Genomic DNA, 13,918 nt, shown 5'->3' on the forward strand with positions numbered 1-13,918 from the left:
CCGTGATGAGCAACTCGCACCACGAGAGCGGCCACGAGCTGATCCGGAAGATCCAGGCGATGCCCGCCAAGCGGCAGCGCGCCGTGATCGCCCTGCTGCGCAAGCAGGGCGTGGACCTCTCCGCACTGGACATCATCCCCACCCTGCCGCGTTCCCCGGAGCAGCGGCTCCCGCTGTCCTTCGCCCAGCAGCGGCTGTGGTTCCTCACCGAGCTGGAGGGCACCAGCACCACCTACAACGTCCCGATGGCGATGTGGCTGCGCGGTCCGCTGGACCGGGCCGCGCTGCGGCGGGCGCTGGCCGGCCTGGTGCGGCGGCACGAGGCGCTGCGCACCCGCTTCGAGGCACGGGCCGGCGTCCCGTACCAGGTCATCGACGACGGGTCCGGCTTCGCCGTGCGCGAGCAGGACCTCGGCGACCCGGCGGACCTGCCCGCCCGCTGCCACCAGGAGGCGGTCACGCCGTTCGACCTGGCCCGGGACCCGCTGCTCCGGGTGCTGCTGCTGCGGCGCGGCGACACCGAGCACGTCCTGATGGTGACGATGCACCACACCGTCTCGGACGGCTGGTCGGTCGGGGTGTTCTTCCGCGAGCTGGCCGCGCTGTACGAGGCGGCCTGCGACGGGCGGGAGCTCGAACTGGAGCCGCTGCCGGTGCAGTACGCCGACTTCGCGCACTGGCAGCGCGAGTGGCTGGCGGGCGAGGTGCAGACCCGTCAGGTCGACTACTGGAAGCGGCAGCTGGCCGGCGTCGACGCCACCCTGACGCTGCCCGGCGACCGGCCGCGCCCGGCCGCGCGCGACTACGCGGGCACCCGGGAGTTCTTCCGCTCCACCCCGGAGCTGCTGGACCGGCTCCGCGCGCTCGGCGAGCGGCACGACGCCACCCTGTACATGACGCTGCTGGCCGCCTACTCGGTCGCGCTGCACCGCTACACCCAGCAGACCGACATCGCGGTCGGCACCGTGGTGGCCAACCGCAGCCGGGCCGAGGTGGAGGGGCTGATCGGCCTGTTCGCCAACACCCTGGTGATGCGCAACGACCTGGCCGACGACCCGACCTTCGTCGAGCTGCTGGCCCGGGTGAAGCGAACCGCGCTGGAGGCCTTCGACCACCAGGACGTGCCCTTCGAGGCCGTGGTGGACGCCCTCCAGGTGGAGCGCAGCCTCAGCCACTCGCCGGTGTTCCAGACGGTGCTGGTGCTGCAGGAGGAGCAGACCGAGCCGCGGCTGACGCTCGGCGCGCTGGAGGTCGCCCCGGTCGAGTTCGACTTCGACACCACCAAGTTCGACCTCACCCTGGACCTGCGGGAGACCCCGGACGGCCTGTCCGGGGCGCTGGAGTACAGCACCGCCCTGTTCGACCGGGAGACCGTCCAGCGCTTCGTGCGCCACTTCCTCACCCTGCTCGGCTCCGTCGTCGAGGCGCCGGAGGAGCGGATATCCCGGCTGGGGCTGCTGGACACCGCCGAGCTCGGCGCCATGGTCGACGAGTGGATCGCGCTGCCCGGCGAGGAGGCCGGGCCGGGCCGGTCGCTGCACGGCTGGTTCGAGGAGCAGGTGCGCGGGACGCCGGACGCGGTGGCGGTGCGCTGCGAGGGCCGCGAGCTGACCTACGCCGAGCTGAACGCCCGGGCGAACCGGCTGGCCCGCTACCTGCGGGTGCTCGGGGTCAAGCGGGAGTCGCTGGTGGCGCTCTGCCTGCCGCGCAGCGAGCAGTTGGTGGTGTGCGCGCTGGCGGCGCTGAAGGCGGGCGGCGCGTACGTGCCGGTGGACCCGTCCGCGCCGGCCGAGCGGCTCGGCCACATCGTGCGGGACAGCGCCCCGCGGGTGCTGCTGGTGGACGGCGGGCTGCCCGAGGGGCTGGACGCGGGCGGCGCCGTCGTGGTGGACGTCTCCGCCGACGCCGCCCGCTGGGAGCGGCTGCCGGAGGGGGACCTCGTCCCGCTGGTCGGCGCCTCGCCGGCCGACCTCGCGTACCTCATCTACACCTCCGGTTCGACCGGTCTGCCCAAGGGCGTGATGGTCGAACACCGCAACGTGGCACGGCTGTTCACCGCGACCCGGGAGCAGTTCGGGTTCGGCCCGGACGACGTGTGGACGCTCTTCCACTCCTTCGCCTTCGACTTCTCGGTCTGGGAGATGTGGGGCGCGCTGCTGCACGGCGGCCGGGTGGTCGTCGTCCCGCAGGAAGTGGCGCGCAGCGCCCGGGACTTCTACGCGCTGCTCTGCGCGGAGGGCGTCACCGTCCTGAACCAGACGCCGAGCGCCTTCGGGCAGCTGATCGCGGCGCAGGGCGAGGACGGCGCGCCGCACCGGCTGCGGACGGTGGTGTTCGGTGGCGAGGCGCTCGACACCGCGGCGCTGCGGCCCTGGTTCGCGCGGCCGCTGAACGCCGGGACCGAGCTGGTCAACATGTACGGGATCACCGAGACCACGGTGCACGTCACCCACCGGGTGGTGACCGGGGCGGACACCGAGCGGGCGATCAGTCCGATCGGCGGCCCGCTGTCCGACCTCAGCGTGTACGTGCTGGACCGGCACGGCAACCCGGTGCCGACCGGCGCGGTCGGCGAGATGTACGTCGGTGGCGGCGGCGTGACCCGGGGCTACCTGAACCGGCCGGAGCTGACCGCCGAACGCTTCCTGGAGGACCCGTTCCGCGGCGTCGACGGCGCCCGGATGTACCGCTCGGGCGACCTGGCCCGCCGGCTCGCCGACGGCTCGCTGGAGTACCTCGGCCGCAACGACGACCAGGTGAAGATCCGCGGCTACCGGATCGAACTGGGCGAGATCTCCGCCCGCCTCGGCGAGCACGCCGGGGTGCGCTCCTGCGCCGTCGTGGTCCGCGAGGACCAGCCCGGCAACAAGCAGCTGGTCGCCTACCTGGTGCCGGCGGCCGACGCAGCCGACCCGGCCGAGGCAACCGACCCGGCCGCCGCGGCCGAGGCGGCGGAGGCGGAGCTGCGCACCGAGCTGGACGCGCTCGCCCGGCGCACCCTGCCCGAGTACATGGTCCCCGGCGCCTACGTGCTGCTGGCCGCCCTGCCGCTGACCGTCAACGGCAAGCTGGACCGCGCCGCGCTGCCGGCCCCCGACATCGAGGCCTACGCCCGCAGCCATGAGCGGGAGTACGTCGCCCCCGCCGCCGGCACCGAGCGCAAGCTCGCCGAGGTCTGGGCCGAGCTGCTCGGCTTCGAGGCCGACGAGATCAGCGCGACCGACAACTTCTTCACCCTGGGCGGCCACTCGCTGCTGATCACGGTCCTGGTGGCCCAGCTGCGGGAGGCCGGGCTGACCCTCGCCGTCCGCGACCTGTTCAGCGCCCCCACCCTGGCCGGCCTCGCCGCCCGGATCGACGGGGGCGCCGGCGCCGACGGGTCCGCCGACGGCACCGGGACGCCCGGCGGAGCCCCCGGCTACACCGTGCCGCCGAACCTCGTCCCGGCGGGCTGCGAGCGGCTCACGCCAGAGCTGCTGCCCCTGGTCCAGCTGGGTCAGGACCACCTCGACGCGATCGCGGCCCGGGTCCCCGGCGGCGCGGCCAACATCCAGGACGTCTACCCGCTGGTCCCCTCGCAGGAGGGCATCCTCTTCCACCACCTGATGGATCCGGAGAACGACCCGTACGTGATGTCCGTGGCGTTCGTCGCGGACGACGAGGCGGCCTGCGTCGCGTTCACCGGGGCGATCCAGACCCTGATCGACCGGCACGACGTGATGCGCACCGCAGTGCTCACCGAGGGTCTGCCGGAGCCGGTCCAGGTCGTCCTGCGCGGTGTCGCCCTCCCGGTGACGCCGGTCGTCCTCGACGCCGACACGGACGCCGAGGAGCAGGTCCGCGCGCTGCTGGACCACCCGCTGCCGCTGCCGCCGGACGAGGCGCCGATGTTCAAGGCGCGGGTCGCCGCGGACCCGGGGTCCGAGCGCCGCTTCGTGGTGCTGAACTTCCACCACCTGATCGAGGACGCCACCTCGCTGCGGCTGATCATCGACGAGCTGATCGCCCACATGGCCGGGCGCACCGACCTGCTGACCGAGCCCGCGCCGTTCCGCGACTTCGTCGCCCACACCCTGCACCAGCTGCGCACCGGCGACGCGGAGCACTACTTCCGCGGCCTGCTCGGCGACGTCACCGAGCCGACCGTGCCGTTCGGCCTGACCGACGTGCGCGGCGACGGCCGCCGTACCCGCAAGCCGCGCCGCTCGCTGGACGCCGGACTCACCCGGCGGCTGCGGGCCGAGGCCGGCCGGCTCGGCCTGAGCCCGGCCTGGCTCTTCCACGCCGCGTGCGCCCGGGTGGTGGCGGCCGGCAGCGGGCGCGACGACGTGGTGTTCGGCACCGTGATGTCGGGCCGCCTCCAGGGCGTGCCCGGCGTGGAGCGGATGCTCGGCAACTTCATCAACACCCTCCCGCTGCGGGTGCGGCTGGCCGACCGGAGCGTGCGCGAGCTGGTCGACGAGGTGGCCGCCGGGCTGCGCGAGCTGATCCTGCGCGAGCAGTCCTCGCTGAGCCTGGCCCAGCGCTGCAGCGGACTGGACATGGACACCCCGCTGTTCAGCGCCGCGATCAACTTCCGGCACTTCGAGCCCGGGCCCGAGGACACCCAGGCGCCGACCCTGGAGGCCCAGGGCGTCAACTGGCTGGCCTTCATGGACCGCACCAACTACCCGATGGGCCTGTCGCTGGACGACATGGGGGACGAGCTGTCCCTGACCGTCCAGATCGAGGACGCGGTCGAGCCCGAGACGCTCCTGCTGTACGTGGAGACCGCCCTCGCCGGCATCGTCGACGCGCTCGCCGCCGACGACGGCCGGGGGACCCGCGCCCTCGACATCGACGTGCTGCCCCCGGCCGAGCGGCAGCGGCTGCTCACCGTGGCCCGGGGGGAGCGCCCGGCCTACCGACAGGACGCCTGCCTCGCCGAGCTGTTCGAGGCGCAGGCGGCCCGGCGGCCCGACGCCGTCGCGGTGCGCCACGGCGAGCTGCGGCTGACCTACGCGCAGCTGAACGCCCGCGCCAACCAGGTGGCCCACCACCTGCGCGACGCCGGCGTCGGCCCGGACGTGCTGGTCGGCCTCTGCGCCGACCGCTCGCCGGAGCTGGTGGTCGGCCTGCTCGGCATCCTCAAGGCCGGCGGCGCCTACGTCCCGATCGACCCGGACTACCCCGAGCAGCGGATCGCCACCCTGCTGGACGGCTCCCGGGTGGGCATCGTGCTGGGCCAGTCCCGGCTGCCGGACGCCCTGTTCGCCCAGGTGGCCGAGGTGGTCCAGCTGGACTCCGGCGAGCGCGCCGCGGACCGCACCCAGGTGCTGGCCGACCGGCCCGAGCAGGACCCGGACCGCTCCGACTGGGGCCTGACCCCCGCCAACCTGGCCTACGCCATCTTCACCTCCGGCTCCACCGGCCGTCCCAAGGGCGTCCTGGTGGAACAGCGCGGCGTGGTCCGGCTGGTGACCAACCCGGACTACTTCGCCGCGGACGAGTCCGCCGTGGTCCTGCACCACTCCTCGATCTCCTTCGACGCGGGCTCGCAGGAGGTGCTCACCCCGCTGGTCAACGGCGGCGTGCTGGTGCTGCACGACGGCGACTCCAAGGACCCGGCGCAGCTGCTGGACAGCGTCCACCGCACCGGTGTCAGCTCCATGCTGCTGTCGGCGGCCTTCCTGCCCGCCTTCGTCGAGGCCGCGGACGGCCGCGAGCTGGCGCTACGTCAGCTGGCCGTGGTCGGCGACACCTTCGCGGCCGCCGACGTCCGCCGGCTGTACGCGGCGCACCCCGGCCTGACCGTGGTCAACGGCTACGGCCCGACCGAGAACAGCATCGCCTCCACGTACCACGAGATCCCGCGCGACCTCCCCGAGGACGTCCGGGTGCCGATCGGCCGTCCCGTCCCGCACACCACCGCCTACGTCACCGACGAGCAGCTCCGGCTGGTGCCGGGCGGCGTGATCGGGGAACTCTGCCTGGGCGGCGCGGGCGTGGCCCGCGGCTACCTCGACGCCCCGGAGCTGACGGCCGAACGGTTCCTGGCCGACCCCTTCGGCGACGACCCCGAGGGCCGGCTGTACCGCACCGGCGACCTGGTGCGCCGACTCCCGGACGGCACCCTGGAGTTCCGCGGCCGGGTCGACGAGCAGGTCAAGGTGCGCGGCTACCGGGTCGAGCCGGGCGAGATCGAGACGCTGCTGCAGGCGCACCCCTCGGTGCACAGCGCCGTGGTGGTGCCGCGCACCACCGGCGAGGTGGAGACCCTCAGCGCCTACCTGCGCCCCACCGAGGAGTGGTTGGAGGCGGCCGCCGAGGCGCAGACCGCCGAGCACCTCGACCAGTGGGAGCGGCTCTTCGAGGACCAGTACTCGCGCGGCACCGAGGAGCCCGTCGCCGACGACCTCAACCTGGCCGGCTGGGAGAGCAGTTACACCGGGGACCCGATCCCCGAGGACGAGATGGTGGAGTGGATCGACGGCACCGTCGAGCGCATCCACGGGCTGCGGCCGAAGCGGCTGCTGGAGATCGGCTGCGGCACCGGACTGCTGCTCTTCCGGTACGCGGAGGGCTGCGAGCGGGTGCACGGCATCGACATCTCGCCCTCGGCGCTGGAGGACGTGCGCCGGGGTGCGGAGCGCCGCGGCTGGTCGCACGTGACGCTGCGGCAGGGCGACGCCCTGTCGGTGGCCGACCTGGCCGGCCCGGACGGGCCGACCTTCGACCTGGTCGTGCTCAACTCCGTGGCGCAGTACTTCCCGAGCCGGCACTACCTCCAGGAGGTGATCACCCGGATCCTGCCGCTGCTGGAGGAGGGCGGACGGATCCTGCTGGGCGACATCCGGAACCTGGACCTGTTCTCCGCGCACGTGGGCGCCATCGAGCGCAGCCGCTCCGGCGTCCCGAGCACGGCCGGCGCGCTGGCCTCGCAGGTGCAGCGCCGCCGCCGGCAGGAGACCGAACTCCTGGTCAGCCCGAGCTACTTCAGCCGCCTCCCGGAGCGCTTCCCGGAGCTGGGCACCGTCGACATCATGGTCAAGCGGGGCCAGGGCGGCAACGAGATGCTCTCCTACCGCTACGACGTGGTGCTGACCAAGGGCGCCGCGGCGCCGGCGGCCGACCACCCGTGGCTGGAGGCCGCCGACCCGGCCGGGCTGCGGGCCCTGCTGGCGGCCGGCACCCCCGAGCGGTTCGGTGTCACCGGCCTGAGCAACCCGCGGGTCGCGGACGACGTGCGGCTGGTCACCGAGCTGGCCCGCTGGGCGCCGTCCCGCCAGGTGGAGCCGCTGGCGCGCGGCGCCCGGCTCTCCGAGCGGGCCCGGGCGGAGCTGCGCCAGCTGGAGGAGACGCTGGAGTACGCCGAGGCGCTGGGGTACCGGGTGACGCCGACCTGGTCGCAGGACCGGCCGGACGGCCTGGACCTGCTGCTGAGCCGGGGCGGGGCGCTGCCGGTGCTGGCCCGTTCGCCGTACCGGGCGCAGCGGCTGGCGAACGCGCCGCAGGTCGACCGGGTGGGCCAGGGCCTGGTCCGGGAGCTCCGGGACCACCTGGCCGAGCGGCTGCCGGACTACATGATCCCCGGCGCCTTCGTGGTGCTGGAGGAGCTGCCGGTCACCTCGCAGGGCAAGGTCGACAAGCGGGCGCTGCCCGCGCCGGACGAGGAGGACGTGGCCAAGGAGGTCTACGTCGCGCCCCGGACCGAGGCCGAGCGCACCCTGTGCCGGCTGGTCGGCGGCGTCCTCGGGCTGGACCGGGTCGGCCTCCAGGACAACTTCTTCAACCTGGGCGGGCACTCGTTGCTGGCCACCCGGCTCAACCTGCGGGTCAAGAAGGAGACCGGCGTCGACCTGCCGCTCCAGCTCATCCTGACCGCCGCCACGGTGGCCGAGATGGCCACGGCCCTGGAGGCGGCGACCGCCCCGGCGCCGGCGGCCGCCGCCGAGCCGGAGAGTGTCGAGCCCGCGGCCGTCGAGCCCGCGCCCGGGACCGCCGCCGACCACGACGGCGTGCCCTCGGGAGCGCTCGCCGAGCTGCTGCCGGCCGCCCCCGCGGCGGAGGGCGACGAGGCGCCGCTGTCCACCATGCAGGAGGACCTCTGGTTCCTGCGCGGGGCCCCGCACCTGGGGGCCGCGCACGACAACGTCCAGCTGGCCCTGCGGATGAGCGGCCCGCTGGACCGGGCGGCCTGCACCGCCTCGGTGCGCGCCCTGGTGGAACGGCACGCGATCCTGCGGACCGGCTACCCGCGCCGGGACGGCACGTACGTCCAGCGGGTGAACGGCGCCGACGGCTTCGAGGTCACCGTCCTGACGCTGCCGCCGTCCGCGGCCGGCGGCGACGCCGCCCTCGCCGAGTGGTTGCGCGCGGAGCGGCTGCGCCCGTTCGACCCGGCGGACCGCTACGTGCTGCGGGCCCATCTGCTGGCCCTCGCCGAGGACGAGCACGTGCTCGTGCTGACCCGCCCCTGGGGGGTCTTCGACGGCTGGTCCACCGGCCTCGTGCTGCGCGAACTCATCTCGGTGTACGGCGAGTTGAGCAATGGTGGGGACGCCGTCCGGCCCCCGCTGCCGCTGCAGTACGCCGACTTCGCGCGCTGGCAGCGCCGGACGGTCGACGCGGCGGAGCTCGACCGGCAGCGCGACCACTGGCGCGAGCGGCTGGCGGGGCTGCCGTCCTGCCTGGCGCTGCGCACCGACTTCCCCCGGTGCCCGGTGAAGTCCTACCAGGGCGCGGCGGCGGAGTTCGCCGTCCCGGCCGAACTGGCCGAGCGGCTGCGCAAGCTCGCCGCGAACCACGGGGCGTCGCTGTACATGGTGATGCTGGCGGCCTACGCGGCCCTGCTGGCCGGCCGCACCGACGACCGCGAGCTGGCGATCGGCTCCCCGGTCACCAACCGGCCCGCGGCCGAACTCGACGAGCTCGTCGGGTACTTCGTCAACGCCCTGGTGCTGCGCCTGGACGTGGCCCCGGAGCGGTCGTTCACCGAACTGCTGGCCCAGGCCCGGGAGGTGGTGGCGGAGGCGCAGGCGCACAAGGACCTGCCGTTCGCCGACCTGGTCCGCACCCTGGTGCCGGAGCCCGAGCCGTCCCACTCGCCGCTGTTCCAGGCGATGTTCAACCTGGTGCCGGCTCCCGCCCCCGCTCCGGCCGGGACGGACGGACCGGACGGACCGGACGGCGCCGCGGCGCCGCGCGGGGCCGGCGGCCTGGAGGTGGCCCAGCTGCCCGCCGAGGCCGGGACGGCCAGGTTCGACCTGAGCCTGGCGGTGCGGGAGACCGAGTCCGGTCTGGAGGGCTATCTGGAGTACAGCACCGACCTGTTCGCCCGGGGCACCGCCGAGGCGCTGGTCCGCGACTACGCGGAGCTGCTGGAACTGATCGTCCGTCGGCCCGACGCCGACCTCGCGGACCTCGCCGGGCTGGTCCGGCAGGCCGCGGGACGACGCCTGGAGGGGTCCGAATGAGCAATCTGACGGCCGTCGTCCTCGGTGACGTGGCCCTGGTCGTGCTGGTGTCCTGGCTGTTCGGCGGGCTCGCCCGGCGCTTCGGCCAGCCCACCGTGATCGGCCAGATCGTGGCGGGCATCGCCCTGGGGCCGACCGTGCTCGGCCAGCTCCCGGGCGACCTGTCGAACTACCTCTTCCCGGCGGGGGCGCGGCCCTTCCTGTCGATGCTCTCCCAGGTCGCGATCGTGCTCTTCATGTTCGTGGCGGGCTACGAGATCGACTTCCGCACCTTCCGGGCGGGGCGCACCGCGGTGAACGTCGCGGTGACGGCCCTGCTGGTCCCGATGGGGCTCGGGCTGGCCGCGGTCCAGCTGGGCGGCGGACTGTTCTCCGCCGTGGACCCGGCCCACGTGGGCCACCACTCGTTCGCGCTGTACATGGCGGTGGCCGTCTCGATCACCGCGCTGCCGGTGCTGGCGGCCATCGTGCGGGAACGCGGGCTGGCCGGCACCGCGGCCGGGACGGTGGCCCTCGCGGCGGCCGGCTTCATGGACGTCGGCGCCTGGCTGGTGCTGGCCGCCGTGCTCAGCGACTCCGGGCAGCCGGCCCCGTTCTCCTGGATGGTCGCGCTGGTCCTGCTGGTGGTCTTCACCGGCTTCCTCTTCGGCGTGGCCCGCCCGGTGCTGCGCTGGTGGACGGACCGGCCGGCCGGGCTGATGAGCAACCCGGTGCCGCCGGCCCTGGTGCTCGCCCTGGGCAGCGCCTGGGTCACTCAGTCGCTCGGGCTGCACGCCGTCTTCGGCGGGTTCCTGGCCGGCCTGGCCATGCCGCGGCGGGGCGGCGCCCCGAACGCCGACGTCCTGGAGCCGATGGAGCAGACCTCCGGCGCCCTGCTGCCGCTGTTCTTCGTCACCACCGGGCTCTCGGTCAACATCGCCTCGCTCGGCACCAGCGACTTCGTCCTGCTGGGCGTGCTGGTGCTGATCGCGATCCTCGGCAAGTCCGTGCCCGCCTACGCGGTGACCCGGCTGCGCGGCATGGAGCCGCGGCAGGCGGCCCTGGTCGCCGCGATGGTGAACACCCGCGGGCTCACCGAACTCATCGCCCTGGACGTCGGCAGAACGGCCGGACTGATCGGCCAGGAGCTGTACGCCGTCCTCGTGCTGATGGCACTCATCACGACCTTCATGACCGGACCGCTGCTCCAACTGATCGGCGAGGGCAAGGACAGCGGGCGACCGCAGGCTCGCCCGGGGCAGCGCGACTCGCACAGCACCACTGCACATTCAGTACCGGCCGTCGGCGTCGCCGGCGAGGAAGCGGGAGACAAATCGTGAGCAACACCGAAGCATTTGATGTCGTGGTCGTCGGCGGTGGCCCGGGTGGTTCGACGCTGGCCGCGCTGGTGGCCAAGCAGGGGCACTCGGTGCTGCTTCTGGAGAAGGAGGTCTTCCCGCGCTACCAGATCGGCGAGTCGCTGCTGCCGTCCACCATCCACGGCATCTGCAAGCTGACCGGCGCGTCGGAGGAACTGGCCAAGGCGGGCTTCCCGCTCAAGCGCGGTGGCACCTTCCGTTGGGGCGCCAACCCGGAGCCGTGGACCTTCTCGTTCTCGATCTCCCCGAAGATGGCGGGCCCGACGTCCACCGCCTACCAGGTGGAGCGGTCCAAGTTCGACAAGATCCTGCTGGACAACGCCCGCAAGGTCGGTGCGGTCGTCCGCGAGAACTCCGCGGTCTCGGAGATCCTGGAGGACGACGAGCGGGTCACCGGTGTGCGCTACACCGACGACCAGGGCGTCACCCGGGAGGTGTCGGCCCGCTTCGTGGTGGACGCCTCCGGCAACCAGAGCCGGCTCAACCAGAAGATCGGCGGCCGCCGGGAGTACTCGGAGTTCTTCCGCAACCTGGCGCTGTTCGGCTACTTCGAGGGCGGCAAGCGGCTCCCCGAGCCGACCCGCTACAACATCCTCTGCGTGGCCTTCGAGAGCGGCTGGTTCTGGTACATCCCGCTGAGCGACACGCTCACCAGCGTCGGCGCGGTGGTCCGCCGCGAGGACGCCGAGAAGGTCCAGGGCGACCCGGAGAAGGCGCTCCAGGCGCTGATCGACGAGTGCCCGATGATCTCGGACTTCCTGGCGCCGGCCACCCGGGTCACCGAGGGCCAGTACGGTCAGATCCGGGTCCGCAAGGACTACTCGTACCACCACACCACCTTCTGGCGCCCCGGGATGATGCTGGTCGGCGACGCCGCCTGCTTCGTCGACCCGGTGTTCTCCTCGGGTGTCCACCTGGCCACCTACAGCGCGCTGCTGGCCGCCCGGTCGATCAACAGCACGCTGGCCGGGACGGTCGACGAGGAGGTGGCGATGAAGGAGTTCGAGGCGCGCTACCGCCGCGAGTACGGCGTGTTCTACGAGTTCCTGATGTCCTTCTACGACATGCACCAGGACGAGAACTCGTACTTCTGGCAGGCCAAGAAGGTCACCAACAACAGCGTCTCCGACGCCCAGTCCTTCGTCGACCTGGTGGGTGGCGTCTCCTCCGGCGAGGCCGCGTTCACCGACCCCGAGGCGCTCGCGAAGCGCCTGCACGGGCAGAACGAGGAGTTTGCGGCCGCGGTCGAGACCATCTCCGACGGTGCCACCGACAACTGGGCCCCGCTGCTCGGCTCGTCCGTGGTGCGCGAGGCGATGACCGAGAGCTCCAAGGTGCAGATGCACGCGGCGCTGGGCGAGGACGCCGAGGAGGAGACCCCGCTGTTCGAGGGCGGGCTGATCCCCTCGCCGGACGGCCTGTCCTGGGTGCAGGCCCCGGCGAGCTGACCCCCGCCGGAAGGGGCCGGCCCGGTGTCCGCACCGGGCCGGCCCCTTCGGGTCGTCGCCGGGACAGCACGGAAGTGCCCCGCGTCCGCGACGAACCGTCGCGGACGCGGGGCACCTTTCGAGCTCAGCCGCTCCGGGCTCAGACGCCCAGCCGCTCCTTGATCTCCGCGAAGAACGGAATGTGGCGGTAGTCCTTCGCCACCGGGTCGTAGTCGGTGTACCGGTTGGTGAATTCCAGCAGATTCTTCTGGACCTGCTCGACCGGCGTGGTGTGGATCTGCTGCTCGATCTTCTCGATCTCCCCGAGGAATTCGGCGAGAACACCGGGGAGCTCGTCGTGGAGCCGGATCTGACCGTCGCGCAGCTCGATTCCGCCGTGCTCGGAGAGGAAGTTGAAAAGGAGCTGCGAGGCGACCGCGTCGTAGTTCGGGCGGGGAATTCCCTCCACCGCGTAACGCAGCAGGCGCTCGGACAGGATGTACTCGTACGCGAGCTGCGCCTCGCGCTGCGGGAGTTCCTTGTCGTTCAGGCAGACCAGCATCGCGGAAACGTCGACCCGCAGTTCCTCCAGGCCGGCCAACGGCTTCAGCTTCTTGATCGGGAGGAAATCCGGAATGGGCATGTCACCCTGCCGGTGGTGGTACTCGTGCAGCCGCACCCACCAGGAGGAGGCCTGCTCGACCGTGAGGTCGTCGACGCCGCGCAGCAGCGGGAGGCTGCCCTCGGCCATCACCGCGTCGATCATCTTCCGGGTGATCCGGTTGTGCCGCTCGACGAACTTGTTGATGAAGTAGAAGATCAGGTCGTCGCCGTGCTGGTACCCGTCGATGTGGTTCTCCGGGAACAACGCCACGACGACACGCGACTCGAACCCGGTCGAGCTGGCCGTGATGTTCACCGGCATGGTGTTGCTGGCGTACCGGGTGGCCAGGTGCGGGTTGGTCGGCAGGGTCTCGTACGTCAGGTACTCGAGCGAGAGGGAGGGGAAGTACGAGGCGTCGAACAGGGAGAACAGGTGGTGGTCCCGCTCCTCGTTGACATGCGCCTTGACGGCGGGGAGACGGGACTCGGCGGAGAAGTTCCGGAGGTCCTCGACCAGGGCCCGGGCTATCGGCTGCCGGCCCAGGTTCGGCGATTCGGCGATGAGCTCGGCCAGCTGGTCCAGGAATTTCTGGTCACGGAAGGAATCGCGCGATCCCTTGATCTTCTCGCGGAGTCCGTTGACCTCGTTGATGACCTCGGAACCCGTACTGATCGACATGCGCACCTTCTTTACAGGCGTGGGTACGTGCTTGATCGAAACTGTGTCCGGTGTGCCAGATGGGGAAATATTTGCACATCCATCCGCTTTGCACCACCCATTTCCGAACGTTCCCCTGAGGCAATGGCGCACTGCCCCGGAATGTCCATTTTCGGAGCCGTGGCGGTTCTTCCCGGGGATTATGAAAATGGCCTGGGAACGCCGTTAAACGGCGCGCGAGGGGAAAGTGAACCCCACCCCTCGCGCGCTCATCGCCGCGCGGTCATCGCCGCCCGTGCTCCCCAGGGGCTTCCGCCCCCTGATCGTCGTGGTGACGCACGGATGTGCGCCCAGTACCATCGGGCTCGTGAACTCGTACTGGCGCGTCGCGCTGCCACCGCTCGCCGCCTGATCGGG

General features: G+C 72.4%; 4 protein-coding genes. 3 read left to right on the forward strand and 1 reads right to left on the reverse strand.

Translation table 11 applies throughout. The features are described 5' to 3' along the window. Positions 1–5 precede the first annotated feature (5 nt). The 3 genes from ACIP4P_RS21275 to ACIP4P_RS21285 are packed head-to-tail and all read left to right on the forward strand — an operon-like array spanning position 6 to position 12,261. Positions 6–9,455, forward strand: a complete 9,450-nt coding sequence (locus ACIP4P_RS21275) for an amino acid adenylation domain-containing protein (RefSeq protein ID WP_400920590.1) — start codon at positions 6–8, stop codon at positions 9,453–9,455. Continuing rightward, positions 9,452–10,774, forward strand: coding sequence for a cation:proton antiporter (locus tag ACIP4P_RS21280; protein ID WP_400920593.1), 1,323 nt, complete (start codon positions 9,452–9,454; stop codon positions 10,772–10,774). The genes ACIP4P_RS21275 and ACIP4P_RS21280 overlap by 4 nt, the downstream gene beginning before the upstream one ends. Then, complete coding sequence (locus ACIP4P_RS21285; RefSeq protein WP_400920595.1) at positions 10,771–12,261, forward strand: tryptophan 7-halogenase; 1,491 nt, start codon at positions 10,771–10,773, stop codon at positions 12,259–12,261. Before ACIP4P_RS21280 ends, ACIP4P_RS21285 begins: the two co-directional genes overlap by 4 nt. Positions 12,262–12,400: 139 nt before the next feature. Here the strand turns inward: ACIP4P_RS21285 and ACIP4P_RS21290 are convergent, their stop codons facing one another. Beyond that, positions 12,401–13,522 carry a DUF6421 family protein gene (locus ACIP4P_RS21290; RefSeq protein ID WP_400920597.1) on the reverse strand — a complete coding sequence of 374 codons (1,122 nt, stop codon included), beginning with the start codon at positions 13,520–13,522 and terminating at the stop codon, positions 12,401–12,403. Positions 13,523–13,918: the final 396 nt, after the last annotated feature.

The organism is Kitasatospora sp. NPDC089509, assembly GCF_044749365.1.
In the GTDB taxonomy this organism is placed as follows: domain Bacteria; phylum Actinomycetota; class Actinomycetes; order Streptomycetales; family Streptomycetaceae; genus Kitasatospora.

What these genes read in the sequence shown, in the direction of transcription:
- ACIP4P_RS21275 (WP_400920590.1), top strand. Translation starts at nt 6, where the DNA reads ATGAGCAACTCGCACCACGAGAGCGGCCACGAGCTGATCCGGAAGATC.
- ACIP4P_RS21280 (WP_400920593.1), top strand. Translation starts at nt 9,452, where the DNA reads ATGAGCAATCTGACGGCCGTCGTCCTCGGTGACGTGGCCCTGGTCGTG.
- ACIP4P_RS21290 (WP_400920597.1), bottom strand. Translation starts at nt 13,522, where the DNA reads ATGTCGATCAGTACGGGTTCCGAGGTCATCAACGAGGTCAACGGACTC.